Origin of the sequence: Epibacterium sp. Ofav1-8, from assembly GCF_022348185.1 — a bacterium.
Taxonomy (GTDB): Bacteria; Pseudomonadota; Alphaproteobacteria; order Rhodobacterales; family Rhodobacteraceae; genus Epibacterium.
This window is the reverse complement of the sequence record NZ_JAKRFD010000006.1, coordinates 79,216-96,885: the sequence shown is the minus strand read 5'-3', so window position 1 is coordinate 96,885 and position 17,670 is coordinate 79,216. Positions and strand designations below refer to the sequence as shown.

Here is a 17,670-nt window from a genome sequence, read left to right as displayed (position 1 = left end):
GAGTCCGTCCGCGCGTCGGCCGGGCCACCGAACCCCGAGTAGCCAAGAAAGGAACATGTCATGCATGGCACGTTCAGCGACAACGACCTCAGCCACGTCATCGAGGCCGACAAGGCCCATGTCTGGCACCATCTGGTCCAGCACAAACCGTTTGAAATCTCCGATCCCCGCATCATCGTCGAGGGCAAGGGCATGCGCGTTTGGGACCAGAACGGCAAGGAATGGCTCGACGCGGTGTCCGGTGCGGTCTGGACCGCAAACGTCGGCTATGGGCGCGAAAGCATCTGCAAGGCGGTCTACGACCAGATGATGAAGATGTGCTATTTCGCGCAGGCCGCAGGCTCTGTGCCGGGCGCACTTTATGCCGAAAAACTGATCGAGAAGATGCCCGGCATGTCGCGTGTCTACTACTGCAACTCCGGCTCCGAGGCCAACGAGAAGGCCTTCAAGATGGTGCGCCAGATCGCGCACAAGAAATACGGCGGCAAGAAAACCAAGATCCTCTATCGCGATCGGGATTACCACGGCTCCACCCTGGCGGCGATGTCCGCAGGCGGTCAGGACGAGCGCAACGCGCAATACGGCCCCTTCGCACCTGATTTTGTGCGGGTGCCGCATTGCATGGAATACCGCAAGCACGAGCTGGGTCTGGATCATCTCTCGGGTGCGGATTTCGGCATCGCCGCCGCCAATCTGATCGAAGAGGTCATCCTGCGCGAAGGCCCCGAGACGGTTGGCGCGCTCTGCCTTGAACCCGTCACCGCAGGCGGTGGCGTCATTGAGGCCCCCGAAGGCTACTGGCCGCGCGTGCAGGAGATCTGCAAGCAATACGACGTGCTCCTGCACATCGACGAAGTGGTCTGCGGCATCGGGCGCACCGGCACCCATTGGTTCGGCTATCAACACTACGGCATCAAACCCGACTTCGTGACCATGGCCAAGGGCGTCGCCTCCGGCTATGCCGCCATCGCCTGCATGGTCACAACAGAGGAGGTCTTTGATCTGTTCAAGGACGATGCCTCAGACAAGATGAACTACTTCCGCGACATCTCCACCTTTGGCGGCTGCACCGCAGGCCCCGCCGCAGCGCTGGAGAACATGCGCATCATCGAGGACGAAAACCTCCTTGAGAACTGCACCAAGATGGGCGAGCGGATGATGTCCAACCTGCGGGCCTTGCAGGAAAAGCACGCCGTTATCGGCGATGTGCGCGGCAAGGGTCTGTTCCTTGGCGCGGAACTCGTCACCGACCGCGACACCAAAGAGCCGGTGGACGAGGCGCTGGCGCAAAAAGTCGTGGCGGAATGCGGAACGCACGGTGTGATCATCGGCGTCACCAACCGCTCGGTGCCCGGTCGCAACAACACGCTGTGCTTCTCGCCCGCTCTGATTGCCACAGCCGATGACATCGACAAGATCACCGATGCGGTGGACAAGGCTCTGACAACAGTCTTCGGCTGACGCTGGAAATTGGCCTGATGCAATTTTCAAAAGGTGGCTCTTTTCACAGGGCCACCTTTCTTTCATTCCACGAGGCAGACCACCCAAGACAGAAAGCCTCTCCTCATGTGGATGACCCCGATTTCCCTCTCGACTGAGGGCGCACGCCTTGCGCCGCTCACGTATGACCACACGCCGGAACTGGTGGAGGCTGCCGCAGATGGTGCTCTTCATCACCTGTGGTACACAACCGTGCCTGCCCCGGAGGGCGTTGAACAGGAAATCAGCCGTCGCCTCGCGCTTCAGGATGCGGGCAGCATGGTTCCCTTTGCCATCCTTGATGCGACAGGACGCGCGGTGGGGATGACCACCTATATGAATGTCGATCACACCAATCGGCGCGTCGAGATCGGCTCCACCTGGTATCGCAAATCGGTGCAGCGCACCGGTCTCAACACCAAGATCAAACAACTCATGCTCACCCACGCCTTTGAGGCAAAAGACGCCATTGCGGTCGAGTTTCGCACTCATGTGCTGAACCGCCAGAGCCGCACTGCGATCAAGCGCCTTGGCGCCAAACTCGATGGTATCCTGCGGGCACATAGCATCCTGCCCAATGGGACAATTCGCGACACGGCCGTCTATTCCATCACCGCGGCAGAATGGCCCATGGTGCGTGCAAATCTCGCCCATATGTCCATGCGCTGAGTGCGGGTCAAGGAGGCCGTAAGGCCCCGCCCATCGGGCGGCCTGTCCTTGACGCGCGCCTCTATACACAATCGAAATAGGCTCTGACGGGCACACCTGCCCCTCAGAGCCTTCTCAGCAGAACCGTGCCGAAGGCGCGCGGCCCAACGACTCATGTCGCATGCGTCAGCATGGGGCCTGAGTCGGCGGGAGCACCCCCGCCGCGCTCGCTTTCAGATCATCTGGAACACGACGCCCGACAGGATCGCTCCGGAAACACCCAACGCCAGATAGGTGGCAAAGACCCGTGGCTTGACCAGCGACCAGACCGCTGCCATCGCCGGGATCGAACTCACGGCACCAGCCACCATAAAGGCCAGCGCCGCACCAGCGCTCATGCCTTGGGTCATCAATCCGGCCAGCAGCGGCGGCGCTACATAAGAGTTCAGATACGCAGGCATCCCGACCAAAGCGGCGGTTGCGATTGGCACTACTCCCTCGCCCCCGACCAGCGAAGCAATCCACTCGGGGCGCACATATGTCACCAGGAGCGCTTCCAGCACATAGGCAAAGGCGAGCCACTTCAGCAGGAACAGAGCGTTTTCCACAAACTGACTGCGGAAAGTATCGCGCCGCTCGGCCTCTTGCCAGAACCGCCAGTTGGGTTGTTGTTCAGCCTTGGGCGTGCCGCACCCACAGCAGCTTTTGACCGGCTCGTTCTTCAGGGGCTGCGCAAACAGCCCGCCACCGCGCAGCGCTTTTATGATGAACCCACCAAAGAGGCCCAGCGCCACCGCGCTCACCGCCTTGGCGATGGCAAAGGGCCAGCCAAGAGCCGCTGCCGTGATCAACAGGGTTGGCGGATCGATCAGCGGGGAGGACAACCAAAACGCCATCACCGCTGCCAATGGCGCACCCAGCGCCAGAAGCCCGGCAATAAACGGGATCACCTCGCAGGAACAGAACGGAGCCAGCCCGCCCAGAAGGGCTGCAAAGAAGATCATCCGGGTCTCGCGCCCCACAAAGGCCCGCGCGACCAGTGCTTCCGCGCCTGTGGCCTTCAGATAGGCCAGAAGCGTCACCGCAAAGAGAATGTATTTGGATGTCGACAAAAGCGCCGCAGCCGCAAATGTCAGCACCGGCCAGAAATTTGCACCATCCAGAAGCGCCACCACAAGAAGGATCAGCGCTCCAAGCGTCCATGGGCTTTGCACCCAGCCCCAAGCGGCGCGCATCGGGCGAGGAGAAAGAGATGTATCAGCCATCGTTCGCAACCTTTCCATTGAAGCCCATTTCCGCATCCTGGCAGCATTCGCTCAGGATGAACCCTGCAAGGCTTTGAAGGTGGTCGAAATTCGCCCGGCAGATCGTGCTGCGGCCGGCTTTTTCCTGCACCACCACCTCGGCTGCAGCGAGGAATTTCAGATGATGCGCCAGTGTCGAGGCCGCGATACCGGTGCGGTCGCGCACCTCACCCACTGTCAAACCCGTTTCACCCGCACGCACCAAAACGCGCAGGACCTCGAGCCGTGCTTCTGCACCCATGGCGGCAAAGCCCTGGGCTGCGAGGGACAGATCCATGTGACTGCTCCAAATTGATTCTACAAAACTAGTTTTATAGTTTTTTTAGGAGGGATTCAATGTCCGATTTCTTTCGGACCCAGAAGTCCGATAACCGACTGCTGCGATTGAAACTTGCACACGCGGCGAAAAACGGCGCTTAAGAGTCGCAGTCCAGATTGCCACAGGCTTAAGTCCAGATTACGGTGTGCCGCATGGCTATCTCAGTCGAGACCTTTTTCCTCAATCCCGACGCGCAGGGCACACTCCAGGCTCAGATCCAGGAGATGATCGCTGCTGGCATCCTCTCCGGACGGTTTCGAGCCGGGGAAAAACTGCCCTCGTCGCGGAAACTCGCCGCGCATCTCGGGGTCAGCCGCATCACGGTGACGCTGGCCTACACCGAGCTGGTGGCGAATGACTACCTGATGGCGCGTGGGCGTTCCGGGTTCTTCGTATCGGAAACAGCCCCGGTGCCCCCCTCCTTTGCCCCGACGGAACGCCGACAGGAACGGGTCGACTGGAACCGCACCATCACCCGGACGTTTACGGGTGGTGATACCCCGCGCAAACCGAAAGACTGGCGCAGCTATCGCTACCCGTTCATCTATGGGCAGGCCGATGCCAGCCTGTTTGACCACGCGAACTGGCGGCTCTGCGCCCTGCGCGCGTTGGGGCAAAAGGATTTCGCCGCGATGACAGGGGACTACTTCGATCAGGATGATCCGCTCCTGATCGAATATATCGCGCGCCACACGCTGCCCCGCCGCGGGATCATCGCCCGCCCCGAGGAAATCCTGATCACGCTCGGCGCGCAGAATGCGCTCTGGACAGTTGTGCAGCTCTTGCTGCAACCGGGACGCAAGGCGGCGATCGAGGATCCCAGCTACTATACGCTGCGCGATCAACTCAGCCACACGGGCAGCGCACTCGACGTGATCGGAGTGGACAGGGACGGGCTGCCGCCCGAGCAGATCGCCGCGGACACGGATGTCGTCTTCACCACCCCCAGCCATCAGAGCCCGACCACGGCGACCATGCCAATGGCGCGGCGCAAAGCTCTGCTCGATCGCGCCCGAGACATCGATGCGATCGTGGTCGAAGATGACTATGAGTTCGAAATGTCCTTTCGGACCCAGCCCTCGCCCGCGTTGAAGTCGATCGACAGCGACGGGCGTGTGATCTATCTCGGCAGTTTCTCAAAATCCCTGTTTCCGGGCCTCCGTCTTGGGTACCTCGTCGGCTCCGAACCCTTCATTCGCCAGGCCCGGGCATTGCGCGCAAATGTACTGCGCCATCCGCCGGGACATATCCAGAGAACCGTCGCCTACTTCCTGTCGCTCGGCCATTACGACGCGCAGATCCGCCGCACCGCAAAGGTGTTGCAGGAACGCCGTGCGGTCCTGGAGGAGGCGATGGCAACCCATGGCCTGACACCCGCAGACCGCAACCTCTATGGCGGTTCCTCGCTCTGGATGCAGGCGCCCGATCATGTGGATATGGGGCACCTGGGCGACGGGCTGCGCGATAAAGGTGTTCTGATCGAACCCGGCGCGCCATTCTTTGCGCGCGAGACCCGGCGCCACAACTTCTATCGGCTCGGCTATTCCTCTATCGCCGCTGACCGCATCCCGCAGGGCATTGCCCATGTTGCCGATGCAATCCGCACCTTCCGTCCCTGACCAATCCCGGCTTTCCCCCAGCCCTCGAACGCCCGCCGGGGGAGCTCCCGCCCGTCCTTGGCGTTTCTGACGAAACACCGCGTCCCGTTGGGCCCGGCGCCGCGCTAAAGCGCGGCGCCGGGCCCAACCCTGAGCGAAGCATCTTTGATGCGATCTGCGAAGGGGCGGGAGCGCCCCCCTTCTTGCCCTCCGCCATCGCAAGAGATGCGATCAGGCTGGCACTACGGCACCGCGAAACTGGCCCTAACGCCTCTGCATGCCCCCGCCTAAACCGGAACAAAGACCCATCTCCTCCGGACCTATGGCCGCGAGACCAACAGGAGACCGCATCCATGCGCATGACCACCGAAGAAGCCTTTGTCAAAACTCTCCAGATGCATGGCATCGAGCATGCCTTCGGGATCATCGGCTCCGCCATGATGCCGATTTCCGATCTCTTTCCCAAGGCGGGCATCACCTTCTGGGACTGCGCGCATGAAGGCTCTGCCGGCATGATGGCCGACGGCTACACGCGCGCCACCGGCAAGATGTCCATGATGATCGCCCAGAACGGCCCCGGCATCACCAATTTCGTCACCGCTGTGAAGACCGCCTACTGGAACCACACGCCGCTTCTTCTTGTGACGCCGCAGGCCGCCAACAAGACCATCGGTCAGGGCGGTTTTCAGGAGGTCGAACAGATGAAACTGTTCGAGGACATGGTCGCCTATCAGGAGGAGGTCCGCGATCCCTCGCGTGTTTGCGAAGTGCTGAACCGCGTCATCATGCAGGCCAAACGCGCCTCTGCACCGGCACAGATCAATATCCCGCGTGACATGTGGACCCAGGTCGTCGACATTGCCCTGCCGGCCATTGTCGAATTTGAGCGTCCTGCCGGGGGCGAACACGCGGTGACCCAGGCTGCCGCGCTGCTGTCCTCCGCGCAGAATCCGGTGATCCTGAACGGCGCGGGTGTGGTCCTGTCAAAGGGAGGGATTGCCGCCTCCATGGCGCTGGCCGAACGGCTCGATGCGCCCGTCTGTGTGGGCTATCAGCACAATGATGCCTTTCCCGGGTCCCATCCCCTGTTTGCCGGCCCGCTGGGCTACAACGGCTCCAAGGCAGGTATGGAACTGATCAAGGAGGCCGACGTGGTGCTCTGTCTCGGCACCCGCCTCAACCCCTTCTCCACCCTGCCTGGTTACGGCATGGAGTATTGGCCCAGTGAGGCCAGGATCATCCAGGTCGACATCAATCCGGATCGCATCGGCCTGACCAAACCCGTGAGTGTCGGCATCGTCGGTGATGCCGCCAAAGTGGCCTCGGGCATCCTCGACCAGCTTTCGGAGACGGCGGGCGATGCGGGTCGCGCGGCGCGCAAGGCCAAGATTGCCGAGACCAAATCTCGCTGGGCGCAGCAGCTCGCCTCGATGGATCACGAGGACGACGATCCGGGCACCAGCTGGAACCAGCGCGCCCGCGCGGACAAGCCCGACTGGATGAGCCCCCGCATGGCCTGGCGCGCGATCCAATCCGCCCTGCCGACAGAGGCGATCATCTCCTCGGACATCGGCAACAACTGCGCCATCGGCAATGCCTACCCCGCGTTCGAGGCCGGCCGAAAATACCTGGCGCCGGGCCTGTTCGGCCCCTGCGGCTATGGCCTGCCCGCGATCATGGGCGCCAAGATCGGCTGTCCGGACACGCCCGTCGTGGGGTTTGCCGGCGACGGCGCCTTCGGGATTGCGGTCAATGAGCTCACCGCCATCGGGCGCGAGGAATGGCCGGCAATCACCCAAGTGGTGTTCCGCAACTATCAATGGGGCGCGGAAAAGCGCAATTCGACCCTGTGGTTCGACGACAATTTTGTCGGCACCGAGCTTGATACCAAAGTCTCCTACGCCGGCATCGCGAGCGCCTGCGGCCTCAAAGGTGTCGTGGCCCGCACCATGGACGAACTGACAAGCGCGCTGCATCAGGCGATCGAAGACCAGAAGAACGGCACCACAACGCTGATCGAGGCTTTGATCAACCAGGAACTGGGCGAGCCCTTCCGCCGCGACGCCATGAAGAAACCGGTCGAGGTCGCAGGCATCTCACCCGACGACATGCGGCCCCAGGACGGTGCATGACCGCGCTGGTCCTGCCATTTGACCTGAGCCTCGCTCAGGGCGCCTTTCTCGCCGCCGCGCTGTTTTGCGCGGCGGTGATCCGCGGCTACTCCGGATTTGGTTTTTCCGCGATTTTCATTGTGCTGGCGGCCCAGATCACCAACCCGCTGCCCCTGATCCCGGTGGTGTTCTCCTGCGAAATCGCCATGATCGCCTTTCAGGCCAAGGGCATTCGCCCCCATGTGGACTGGTCCCGCGCGGGCGCGCTTCTGTTCGGGGCCGCGCTGGCCGTGATCCCGGCCGTGGCCATCATGGCGCGTCTCGATCCGGGGCAGGCGCGGATCGCGGTCTCCGCACTGATCCTCGTGCTGAGCCTTCTGTTGCTGAGCGGCTGGCAGCTTAAACGCCCCATCGGACGTCTGGGACACGGGGGCGTGGGCATCATTGCAGGCACCGCAAATGCAGCGGGGGTCGGCGGTCTTCCCACTGCTGCATTCCTGTCGGCGCAGGCCCTGAGCCCGGCAGCCTTTCGCGCCACCATGATCGTCTTCCTGACCGGTATCGACCTGATGGCCCTGCCTACCATGTCCGCGCATGGGCTGGTGACGGGCGAGACGGTGACGGGCGCCCTGATGGCCTTTCCCATTCTGGGCGCCGGTGTCTGGCTCGGCGGGCGCGGCTTTGCCAGTGCTGATCCGGTGCGATTTCGGCGCAAGGTGGTGATGCTTCTCGCGACTCTGGCCATGCTCAACATCCTCAAGGTGGCACTATGACAGCGCGACGCGACATCCTTGTCCTGAACACCGGATCCTCATCGGTGAAATTCGCGTGTTTCGATACTGGGTTGCAACTCCGCCTCAGCGGTATTGCCGAGGGCATCGGCGAACAGGGTCGGGTGCGCATGGGCGACGAGATCGAACACCTCTCCCTTCCCAGCCACGCCGAGGCTCTGGCCGTTGTTCTCAGCCGCCTCACACGAGAGGGGTTCGGACCTGAGCACCTCAGTGCCGTGGCTCACCGCGTGGTCCATGGCGGCACCACTTTGACCGCCCCAACCCGCATCAGCCCGCAGGTCCGGGACGAGATTGCTGCCTGCGTTCCGCTTGCACCACTGCACAACCCACATGCGCTCGCGGCGATCGATGCGCTGCGTGACCTTGCGCCCGACCTGCCGCAATACGCCAGCTTTGACACCGCCTTTCACGCCAGCGCCCCGGAGGTGAACCAGCGCTATGCCCTGCCGCCCGAAGCCGAAGCTCTGGGTTTGCGCCGCTACGGGTTTCACGGGCTTTCCTATGCTGCGCTCTGCCGCCGCTTGCCCGAGATCAGCGGCGCACCGCTGCCGCGCCGCCTGCTGGCCTTTCACCTTGGCAACGGGGCGTCGGCCTGCGCGATCTTGAACGGACAATCGGTGGCGACAACCATGGGATATTCCCCGCTCGAAGGGCTGACCATGGGCACCCGTGTGGGAACGTTGGACGCCAATGCAACCCTGCGGTTGGTCGAGGAAATGGGACTGGACGCGGCCAGGACCCTGCTGAACCGCCAGTCCGGCCTCAAGGGTCTCTCTCATGGCCTTTCCGACATGCGTGCGCTGGAAGCGGCCGACACCCCCGAGGCCCGGTTTGCGATCACTCATTTCACCCAATCCGCCATTCGCCACGGCCACAGTCTGATCGGGGCCATGGGCGGCTGTGATGCGATCGTCTTCACCGGAGGTATCGGTGAGAACGCCGCCGCAATCCGGGCCGAGATCATCGCAGGGTTTGCCTGGCTCAGTGCGCGGTTGGACACGAAAGGCAACGCCGCCAACGCCGCGCGGCTCAGCGCCGCAGACAGCACCCCAGATCTTTGGATCGTTCCGGCCGAGGAAGAACGACAAATCGCTGCGGATACCCGTGACCTGATCGCGATCACCGCGTCATGATCAAAACAGATACCCTCCCCTTTCCAAAACAATGGAACATACGTACCAATTTCAGGACGTAGAAAAGCAAATTGTTTCACCTTGAAGCGCCACGGTAAATTGATACACAAATGATGCACCAAATCCAAAGACATCCCGCCTCTGCCTGAAAGACTTCCATTGACCAACACGTCCACGCCCGCTCGCCTGCTGCCTTCGCCTCACGCCTTGCGCGCCCGCGCCAAGGAGATGTTTCCCGGCGTTGCGGTGTCCATCATCGTCGCGGTGACGGCGCAGTTTCTGGCCGAACACTACGCGACGCCTGCGATGCTGCTGGCGCTGCTTCTCGGGATTGCGGTCAGCTTCCTCGGTGAGGAAGGGCGAACGGTGCCCGGTGTCACGTTCTCGGCACGTGTTCTGTTGCGCCTAGGGGTGGCCTTGCTCGGTGTGCGCGTCTCGATGATGGTGCTGGCAGGCCTTGGTCTGCCGTTGATCCTGCTGACCGCGGGTGGCGTGGTGGCAACCATCTGTTTTGGACTTCTGATCGCGCGTTTCTTCGGTCACGGCTGGCGTTTTGCCCTTCTGACTGCGGGCTCCGTCGCGATCTGCGGTGCCTCCGCCGCCATGGCGATCGCCGCCATTCTGCCCCGGGATGACCGCTCGGAACAACGGCTGATCTTCACCGTGATGGGGGTCACCGTGCTGTCCACGGTCGCGATGATCGCCTATCCGATTCTGGCACGCCTGATGGCGTTCGACCCGATCCAGGCCGGCGTTTTTCTGGGTGGCACCATCCATGACGTGGCGCAGGTGGTCGGTGCCGGGTTCTCGATCTCGGAGGACACCGGCGACACCGCAACGCTGGTGAAACTCATCCGCGTGTCCATGCTGGCCCCGGTGGTGCTTGTCGCCTCGCTGGTGATCCGCGCCCGGATCGAGGCCCCCTCCGAAGGCAAGCGGCCGCCGCTGCTGCCCGGGTTTGTCGTTGCCTTCATCGCGCTCGCGGCCCTCAATTCCTTTGGCCTCATCCCCGAGGTCTTGACGGAGTTCCTCAGTGCATGCTCGCGCTGGCTCCTCCTCATCGCCATTGCCGCCGTCGGCATGAAGAGCAACCTCAAACAGGTGCTCTCTGTCGGTGGCGCCGCCATCGCGCTTCTCATTGTCGAGACGCTGTTTATCGCCGGGGTCATACTTGTGGGGATCACGCTTTTGACCTGACGCAGGACTATTAGGGAGGCCAGATGACAATCCAGCAACCCGAGGTGGAGACCTCGCCGCCGGTCTCGGACGAGATCCGCAAGACGACCTGCTACATGTGTGCCTGCCGCTGCGGCATCAATGTGCACATGAAGGAGGGCAAGGTCGCCTATATCGAGGGCAACCGCGATCATCCGGTCAACAAAGGCGTGCTCTGCGCCAAGGGCAGCGCGGGCATCATGCAGCACAACGCCCCCTCGCGCCTGCGCGCGCCCCTGAAACGGGTTGGCCCGCGCGGTTCCGGCGAGTTTGAGGAAATCTCATGGGACGAGGCGCTGGATATCGCGCAAGGCTGGCTGGAGCCCCTGCGCGCCAAACACCCCGAAAAGCTGGCATTCTTCACCGGGCGCGATCAGTCTCAGTCCTTCACCAGTTTCTGGGCGCAGAACTTCGGCACCTGCAACTACGCCGCGCATGGCGGGTTTTGCTCGGTCAATATGGCCACAGCCGGTATTTACACCATGGGCGGGGCGTTTTGGGAATTCGGCCAGCCCGACTGGGATCACACCAAGCTGTTTCTCCTGTTCGGCGTCGCCGAAGATCACGACAGCAACCCGATCAAGATGGGCATCGGCAAGATCAAGGCCCGGGGCGCGCGCGTGATTGGCGTGAACCCGATCCGCACCGGCTATAACGCGGTGGCGGATGATTGGGTCGGCATCACGCCCGGCACCGACGGGCTGTTCATCCTGTCGCTGGTCCACGTGCTGATGAAGGCGGGCAAGATCGACCTCGACTATCTGTCGCGCTACACCAATGCGCCGGTGCTCGTGAACCGGGACCCCGACAGTGACGACTTTGGCCTGTTCCTGCGCGACGATCATGGCGCGCCCTTGGTGATCAACCGCGCCACCGGCCAGCTTGCACCTTACGACATGCACGGGGTGCGCCCCGATCTGAATGGCACGTTCCGGATGGGCGATGTCACCCATGTCTCAGTCTTTCGCCTGATGGCCGAGAAATATCTCGATCCCCAATACGCCCCCGAAGCGGTCGCCGATCAATGTGGCGTCCCCGCCACGCGCATCCGCGCCATTGCGGCCGAGATCGCCCGCGTCGCCTTTGACGAGGCCTTCGAGATCCAGCGCGAATGGACCGATTTCCGGGGCGAAACACACCAGACCATGCGCGGGCGCCCCGTCTCCATGCATGCGATGCGCGGGGTCTCGGCCCATGCAAACGGGTTCCAGACCTGCCGCGCGCTGCATGTGCTGCAAATCCTTCTGGGCACGGTGGAAGTGCCGGGCGGTTTTCGCTTCAAACCGCCCTACCCCAAACCCGCCACCGCCCATCCGCCGCCCCATTGCCGCGTCACCCCGGGCAAGCCGCTCGACGGGCCGCACCTTGGGTTTGTCCAGGGGCCGGAGCATCTGGCGCTGCTGAACGACGACAGCCCGGCGCGCATCGACAAGGCCTTTACATGGGAAAACCCGATGTCCAGCCACGGGCTGATGCATATGGTGATCTCCAACGCCCATGCGGGCGATCCCTACAAGATCGACACGCTGTTCCTTTATATGGCGAATATGGCGTGGAACTCCTCCATGAACACGCGCGGCGTGATGGAGATGCTGACGGACACCGACGAGAACGGCGAGTATGTAATCCCGCATCTCATCTACTCCGACGCCTATTCGTCCGAAATGGTGGCCTATGCGGACCTGATCCTGCCCGACACCACCTATCTGGAACGTCACGACTGCATCTCGCTGCTCGACCGTCCGATCTGCGAGGCCGATGGCGCCGCAGATGCGATCCGCTGGCCGGTGGTGGAGCCTGACCGCGACGTGCGCGGCTTTCAGACCGTACTTGTACAGCTCGCCAACCGAATGAAACTGCCCGGCTTCACGGCAGAGGATGGCAGCGCCAAATATCAGGATTATGCCGACTATATCGTCAACCACGAACGCAAACCGGGCATCGGCCCGCTGGCAGGGTTTCGCGGTGATGGAACCGAGACCGGACGTGGAGCGCCAAACCCGGATCAGCTGGACAGCTACATCAAAAACGGCGGTTTTTTCCTCAACCACATCCCCGAGGAGGCGCAATATTACAAACCCTGGAACCGCGCCTATCAGGACTGGGCGGTGGGCATGGGCCTGTTTGACGCGCCGCAGCCCTATTTGTTCCAGCTCTATGTGGAACCCCTGCGCAAATTCCAGGCCGCCGCCGAGGGTAAGGGCGAGCGTCAGCCCCCCGACCATTTGCGCGCGCGCCTGAAGCAGACCATGGACCCGCTGCCGATCTGGTATCAGACCGACCAGCAGGGCAACGACGGCTTCACCGTCTCCGCCCTCACCCAGCGGCCCATGGCGATGTACCACAGTTGGGGCAGCCAGAATGCCTGGCTGCGGCAGCTGCACGGTCACAACCCGCTCTATGTCCCGACCAGACTGATGCGCGCGGCGGGCCTCAAGGACGGCGACTGGGCCCGCGTCACCTCTCCACATGGCGAAATCACCGTGCCGGTGCTGGAGATGGCGGCCCTCAACGACAACACAGTCTGGACCTGGAACGCCATCGGCAAACGCAAGGGTGCCTGGGCCCTGTCCCACGACGCCCCCGAAGCCACCAAAGGCTTCCTGCTCAATCACCTGATCCACGAATTGCTCCCGCCCAGGGGGGACGGCCTCCGCTGGGCCAATTCCGACCCGATCACCGGCCAGGCCGCCTGGTTCGATCTCAAGGTCAAGATCGAAAAGGCCGCCCCGCCCGACGGCCTGAGCGAAAGCCAGCCCGCAACCCCGGCGCAAACCTCCCCCATCGGAGAAGGCCCGAAAACCCTAACGTGGAAGGTCGGAAAATGAGCCCCTCCCCCCTTCACCTTCTTAAAAATATCTCGGGGTCCGGGGCAGAGCCCCGGCTCCACCCTCTCAACTCAAACGGAGGCCCGCAGACATGACCGACCTCCCGCACACCACCAGCCGCAAGATGGGCTTGGTGATCGACCTCGACACCTGCGTGGGCTGCCATGCCTGCGTGATTTCCTGCAAGGGCTGGAACACCGAAAACTACGGCGCGCCGCTCTCGGATCAGGACGCCTACGGCGCCGATCCGTCCGGCACCTTCCTCAACCGCGTGCATTCCTACGAGGTGCAGCCGGAGCAAGGACATGCCCAGCTGATTCACTTCCCGAAATCCTGCCTGCACTGCGAGGACGCGCCTTGCGTCACCGTCTGCCCCACCGGTGCCAGCTACAAACGGGTCGAGGACGGCATCGTGCTGGTGAACGAGGAGGACTGCATCGGCTGCGGCCTTTGTGCGTGGTCCTGTCCCTATGGCGCGCGCGAGCTCGACCTGGCGGCGGGGGTGATGAAGAAATGCACCCTCTGCGTGGACCGGATCTACAATGAGAACCTTCCCGAAGAAGACCGCCAACCCGCCTGCGTGCGGACCTGCCCGGCCGGCGCGCGGCATTTCGGCGATCTGGGCGATCCCGGTTCCGACGTCTCGCAACTGGTGGCCGCGCGCGGTGGCATGGACCTGATGCCGGAGATGGGCACGAAGCCTGTCAACAAATACCTGCCGCCGCGCCCCAAGGACACGCTCTCACAGACGCACGAGCAGATCGACGTGCTTGCCCCTTTCCTCGCCCCGGTGGCAGAGGATACTGGCGGCTTCCTGGGCTGGCTTGACCGTGCGTTGGACAAACTGCCCGGAGGGTCGAACTGATGCATCCCGCACCCTCCGTCATCGTCTTCACCACCCTCTCGGGCCTCGGCTTCGGCCTGTTGTTCTTTCTCGGCCTCGGCATGCCCGAAGTCACCGGCATGGTAGCCTTTGTCTTTTACCTCATCGCCTACGCGCTGGCCGTCGGGGGCTTGCTGGCTTCGACCTTTCACCTCGGCCACCCCGAGCGTGCGTGGAAGGCCTTCTCGCAATGGCGCAGCAGCTGGCTCTCGCGGGAGGGATGCTGTGCCGTCGCAGCGCTCCTGACCATGGGCGTCTACGCCACGGGTGCGGTGTTCCTGCAGAGCCATTGGACGCTTGTGGGCGCACTTGGGGCGGCGCTCAGCCTTGGCACCGTCTTTACCACCTCGATGATCTACGCACAGCTGAAGACCGTGCCGCGCTGGAACATGGTCCCCCTGACCCCGGCGCTGTTCCTGACCCTCAGCCTCGCGGGCGGCGCCCTCCTTGCCGGGCAAGAGGGACAGGCGATGGGGCTGCTGACGCTGGCGGGCCTGACGCTGCTGGCCTATTGGCATCAGGGCGACCGCGCCTTCGCCCTCTCCGGCACCTCGCTAGCCACGGCAACGGGGTTGGGGGCACGCGGGGACGTCCGCGCCTTTGAACCGCCCCATACCGGCACCAACTACCTGTTGCGGGAATTTGCCTATGTGGTCGGACGCAAACATGCGACGCGCCTGCGAGTGATCGGCTTTGCACTTGCGATTGCCCTGCCGCTCCTGTGCCTGCTGCTCCCGGTTCAGGGGCTGATGGCAAAGCATCTCCTCGCCGCGCTGGCGGTGGTTCTGCATATCGCAGGCGTCGCGTGCACGCGCTGGCTGTTCTTTGCAGAAGCCGAGCATGTGGTCGGGCTTTATTACGGCAAACGTTAAAAAAATCTGCCCCCCCTGTGTCACACAGTGGGGGGCTGCTTCGTCCTGTTTCCATCACCGTCACACCGTGAAAGGAACAGCCCCATGACCGAACGCCTCAACGCCTTTGCCGAGGCTGGCGACCTCTTCAAGCCGATGCTGGAGCAGGAGGAGGTCCTCAAAGCATCCGGCCTCAGCCTGACGATCATCGAACTGGTCAAGCTGCGGGCCTCGCAGATCAACAAATGCGCCTATTGCCTGCACATGCACACCCATGACATGCGCAAGATGGGCGAGAGCGAAGATCGCATGCACCTGCTGCCGGCCTGGCGCGAAAGCCCGCTCTACACGGCGCAGGAGCGCGCGGCGCTTGCATGGACCGAAGCCCTGACCCGCGTGGCTGATACGGCCGCCCCGGATGAAGACTACGCGCTGGTGGCAGAGCAGTTCTCACCCCGCCAGCAGGTTGCGCTGACCCTGATGATCGGGGCCATCAACAGCTGGAACCGGCTTGCCATCGGATTTCGCACGCCTCATCCTGCGTCCGAGGAGGCCAGCGCCGCGTGAGCCAGCAGCCACAGGATACCGGAACCCTTGTGTTCCTTTCGGTGCGGCCGCGCCTCTTTGCGGTCGCCTACCGGATGCTGGGCAGCGTCGCGGATGCCGAGGATATCCTGCAAGAGGCGTATCTGCGCTGGCAATCGGTGTCTCAGGCCGAGGTGCGCGACGCAACCGGCTATCTGGTGCGCGTGGTCACACGGCTCTGTCTGGACCAGTTGAAATCGGCCCGTGTAAAACGCGAGACCTACGTGGGCGAATGGCTGCCGGAGCCGCTGCTGACCGAAGATCCGGTGGATGCGCTGGACCACGATGTCTCTGTGGCGTTGCTGTTGGCGCTGGAGCGGCTGACGCCGCTGGAGCGTGCCGCCTTTCTGCTGCACGACGTCTTCGGCAACACCCATGAAGAGGTGGCCGAAGCACTGGACCGCAGCCCAACCGCCTGCCGCCAGCTGGTGTCCCGGGCGCGTCGCCATGTCCAAGCCGAACGCCCCCGTGCCCGTGTCGCACCCGACGAGGGGCGCGCCCTGACCGAAGCCTTCTTTCGCGCCTCCAAGACCGGCGACATGGCGGCGCTGACACAGCTTCTGGCACAGGATGTGGAGCTGGTCAGCGATGGCGGCGGCAAGGTCCTGGCGACACTGAACCCGATTTATGGCCGCGACAAGGTGATGCGGCTGGCCGAGGGGCTGGCGCGCAAGTCCGGCGCTCATCTGCCGCCACGCTGGCGATTTGCGATGCTGAATGGATTGCCCGCGATCCTCAGTCTGGAGCCAGAGGGTCTGGTGCAAGCCACGGCGCTGGAAATCCGCGACGGGCAGATCGCCAAGGTCTATGTGATCCGCAATCCCGAAAAGACCGCGCATCTGGCCAAGGTTCTGTAGAACCAGCGCCCACCACAAGACAATTCGCCAAACGCAAACAGCCCCGGCAAAACCGAGGCTGTTGCATTCAGTGGTACCTGAAATCGATCAGAGCAGGCCGGCGTGCACCATGGCCGCGTCGATTTTGGCCTTGGTGCTGTCCTCAAGCCCTGTAAGCGGCGAGCGCACTTCCTCAGAGCACAGGCCCAGCTTTGACATGCCGTATTTTGCCCCCACCAGACCGGGCTCGATAAAGATCGCCTCATGCAATGGCATCAGGCGGTCCTGATACTCCAGCGCGGTCTTGTAGTCGCCCGCCAATGTCGCCGCCTGAAATTCTGCGCAGAGTTTTGGCGCGACGTTTGCGGTGACGGAAATACAACCCACACCGCCATGCGCGTTAAAGCCCAGCGCGGTGGCGTCCTCGCCCGAGAGCTGAATGAACTCCGGACCACAAGAAGCACGCTGCTGGCTGACGCGCTCCAGCTTGCCAGTGGCATCCTTGACACCGACGATGCGCGGCAGTTTTGCCAGCTCGCCCATGGTGGCCGGGGTCATATCCACAACCGAGCGCGGCGGGATGTTGTAGATGATGATCGGAATGTCGGCGCAGTCATGCAACGCGCTGAAATGTGCGATCATGCCGCGTTGGGTCGGCTTGTTGTAGTAAGGCGTCACAACCAGCGCCGCGTCGGCACCAACCCGATGGGCGTATTCCACAAAGCGAATCGCCTCGACGGTGTTGTTGGACCCGGCGCCGGCGATCACCGGCACACGGCCAGCAGCGGTTTCCACCACCACTTTGATGACCAGTTCGTGTTCTTCGTGGGTCAGCGTCGGGCTTTCGCCAGTGGTGCCCACGGGAACCAGACCGGTCGAACCTTCGGCAATATGCCATTCCACCAAGTGTTTGAGCGTATCCAGATCCAACTCACCATTGCGAAACGGGGTGACGAGGGCTGGCATAGAGCCTTTGAACATGGGAACGCTCCAGTTAGTGGTTTTGATGCGGGCAAATCCTTGCCCGGACGGGCGCGCTGGCGGGAAATTGAGTTGCACCCCGCGACACACGCACTATCGTCACAG

General features: G+C 62.9%; 15 protein-coding genes. 12 read left to right on the top strand and 3 right to left on the bottom strand.

Translation table 11 applies throughout. The annotated features are described in order from the left end of the window. Positions 1–60: 60 nt before the first annotated feature. Both MHM97_RS11395 and MHM97_RS11390 read left to right on the top strand, forming a co-directional pair. On the top strand, positions 61–1,461 hold the full coding sequence (locus MHM97_RS11395; protein ID WP_239322485.1) for an aminotransferase family protein: 1,401 nt from the start codon (positions 61–63) through the stop codon (positions 1,459–1,461). Positions 1,462–1,566: 105 nt separating this feature from the next. Further along, positions 1,567–2,148, top strand: a complete 582-nt coding sequence (locus MHM97_RS11390) for a GNAT family N-acetyltransferase (protein WP_239322484.1) — start codon at positions 1,567–1,569, stop codon at positions 2,146–2,148. A 212-nt stretch (positions 2,149–2,360) separates the two neighbouring features. Here the strand turns inward: MHM97_RS11390 and MHM97_RS11385 are convergent, their stop codons facing one another. Next, positions 2,361–3,392 carry a permease gene (locus MHM97_RS11385; protein WP_239322483.1) on the bottom strand — a complete coding sequence of 344 codons (1,032 nt, stop codon included), beginning with the start codon at positions 3,390–3,392 and terminating at the stop codon, positions 2,361–2,363. Beyond that, on the bottom strand, positions 3,385–3,708 hold the full coding sequence (locus MHM97_RS11380) for an ArsR/SmtB family transcription factor (RefSeq protein ID WP_239322482.1): 324 nt from the start codon (positions 3,706–3,708) through the stop codon (positions 3,385–3,387). The genes MHM97_RS11385 and MHM97_RS11380 overlap by 8 nt, the downstream gene beginning before the upstream one ends. Before the next feature lie 194 nt (positions 3,709–3,902). On the opposite strand from MHM97_RS11380, the gene pdxR reads away from it, so the two are divergent. The 10 genes from pdxR to MHM97_RS11330 all read left to right on the top strand — a co-directional run bounded on the left by pdxR (position 3,903) and on the right by MHM97_RS11330 (position 16,605). Further along, positions 3,903–5,369 (top strand): MocR-like pyridoxine biosynthesis transcription factor PdxR, encoded by a 1,467-nt coding sequence (gene pdxR, locus MHM97_RS11375; protein ID WP_239322481.1) that lies wholly within the window; start codon positions 3,903–3,905, stop codon positions 5,367–5,369. A gap of 332 nt (positions 5,370–5,701) precedes the next feature. Further along, on the top strand, positions 5,702–7,480 hold the full coding sequence (gene xsc / locus MHM97_RS11370) for a sulfoacetaldehyde acetyltransferase (protein ID WP_239322480.1): 1,779 nt from the start codon (positions 5,702–5,704) through the stop codon (positions 7,478–7,480). 5 nt (positions 7,481–7,485) lie between these two features. Further along, positions 7,486–8,232 carry a TSUP family transporter gene (locus MHM97_RS11365; protein WP_370645723.1) on the top strand — a complete coding sequence of 249 codons (747 nt, stop codon included), beginning with the start codon at positions 7,486–7,488 and terminating at the stop codon, positions 8,230–8,232. Further along, entirely contained in the window at positions 8,229–9,386 is a 1,158-nt protein-coding gene (locus tag MHM97_RS11360; RefSeq protein WP_239322478.1) for an acetate/propionate family kinase, read from the top strand. The genes MHM97_RS11365 and MHM97_RS11360 overlap by 4 nt, the downstream gene beginning before the upstream one ends. Positions 9,387–9,614: 228 nt before the next feature. Then, complete coding sequence (locus MHM97_RS11355; RefSeq protein WP_239322664.1) at positions 9,615–10,583, top strand: YeiH family protein; 969 nt, start codon at positions 9,615–9,617, stop codon at positions 10,581–10,583. Positions 10,584–10,606: 23 nt separating this feature from the next. After that, positions 10,607–13,429 (top strand): molybdopterin oxidoreductase family protein, encoded by a 2,823-nt coding sequence (locus tag MHM97_RS11350; protein WP_239322477.1) that lies wholly within the window; start codon positions 10,607–10,609, stop codon positions 13,427–13,429. A gap of 91 nt (positions 13,430–13,520) precedes the next feature. Next, positions 13,521–14,294 carry a 4Fe-4S dicluster domain-containing protein gene (locus tag MHM97_RS11345; RefSeq protein WP_239322476.1) on the top strand — a complete coding sequence of 258 codons (774 nt, stop codon included), beginning with the start codon at positions 13,521–13,523 and terminating at the stop codon, positions 14,292–14,294. Then, positions 14,294–15,184 carry a dimethyl sulfoxide reductase anchor subunit family protein gene (locus tag MHM97_RS11340; RefSeq protein WP_239322475.1) on the top strand — a complete coding sequence of 297 codons (891 nt, stop codon included), beginning with the start codon at positions 14,294–14,296 and terminating at the stop codon, positions 15,182–15,184. The genes MHM97_RS11345 and MHM97_RS11340 overlap by 1 nt, the downstream gene beginning before the upstream one ends. An 84-nt stretch (positions 15,185–15,268) precedes the next feature. Next, positions 15,269–15,730: a carboxymuconolactone decarboxylase family protein gene (locus MHM97_RS11335; protein ID WP_239322474.1), complete on the top strand. Its 462-nt coding sequence runs from the start codon at positions 15,269–15,271 to the stop codon at positions 15,728–15,730. Continuing rightward, a complete protein-coding gene (locus tag MHM97_RS11330) occupies positions 15,727–16,605 on the top strand; it encodes a sigma-70 family RNA polymerase sigma factor (protein ID WP_239322473.1) in 879 nt (292 codons plus the stop codon). Before MHM97_RS11335 ends, MHM97_RS11330 begins: the two co-directional genes overlap by 4 nt. Positions 16,606–16,692: 87 nt before the next feature. Here MHM97_RS11330 and dapA read toward each other — a convergent pair whose 3' ends face one another. After that, positions 16,693–17,565: a 4-hydroxy-tetrahydrodipicolinate synthase gene (dapA, locus tag MHM97_RS11325; protein WP_005611979.1), complete on the bottom strand. Its 873-nt coding sequence runs from the start codon at positions 17,563–17,565 to the stop codon at positions 16,693–16,695. Between the last annotated feature and the right edge of the window lie 105 nt (positions 17,566–17,670).

Excerpts from the sequence above, each read along its gene's own strand:
- pdxR (WP_239322481.1), top strand. The coding sequence starts at position 3,903 with ATGGCTATCTCAGTCGAGACCTTTTTCCTCAATCCCGACGCGCAGGGC.
- MHM97_RS11380 (WP_239322482.1), bottom strand. The coding sequence starts at position 3,708 with ATGGATCTGTCCCTCGCAGCCCAGGGCTTTGCCGCCATGGGTGCAGAA.
- MHM97_RS11350 (WP_239322477.1), top strand. The coding sequence starts at position 10,607 with ATGACAATCCAGCAACCCGAGGTGGAGACCTCGCCGCCGGTCTCGGAC.
- MHM97_RS11385 (WP_239322483.1), bottom strand. The coding sequence starts at position 3,392 with ATGGCTGATACATCTCTTTCTCCTCGCCCGATGCGCGCCGCTTGGGGC.
- MHM97_RS11360 (WP_239322478.1), top strand. The coding sequence starts at position 8,229 with ATGACAGCGCGACGCGACATCCTTGTCCTGAACACCGGATCCTCATCG.
- dapA (WP_005611979.1), bottom strand. The coding sequence starts at position 17,565 with ATGTTCAAAGGCTCTATGCCAGCCCTCGTCACCCCGTTTCGCAATGGT.
- xsc (WP_239322480.1), top strand. The coding sequence starts at position 5,702 with ATGCGCATGACCACCGAAGAAGCCTTTGTCAAAACTCTCCAGATGCAT.
- MHM97_RS11395 (WP_239322485.1), top strand. The coding sequence starts at position 61 with ATGCATGGCACGTTCAGCGACAACGACCTCAGCCACGTCATCGAGGCC.
- MHM97_RS11335 (WP_239322474.1), top strand. The coding sequence starts at position 15,269 with ATGACCGAACGCCTCAACGCCTTTGCCGAGGCTGGCGACCTCTTCAAG.
- MHM97_RS11345 (WP_239322476.1), top strand. The coding sequence starts at position 13,521 with ATGACCGACCTCCCGCACACCACCAGCCGCAAGATGGGCTTGGTGATC.
- MHM97_RS11340 (WP_239322475.1), top strand. The coding sequence starts at position 14,294 with ATGCATCCCGCACCCTCCGTCATCGTCTTCACCACCCTCTCGGGCCTC.
- MHM97_RS11355 (WP_239322664.1), top strand. The coding sequence starts at position 9,615 with ATGTTTCCCGGCGTTGCGGTGTCCATCATCGTCGCGGTGACGGCGCAG.
- MHM97_RS11390 (WP_239322484.1), top strand. The coding sequence starts at position 1,567 with ATGTGGATGACCCCGATTTCCCTCTCGACTGAGGGCGCACGCCTTGCG.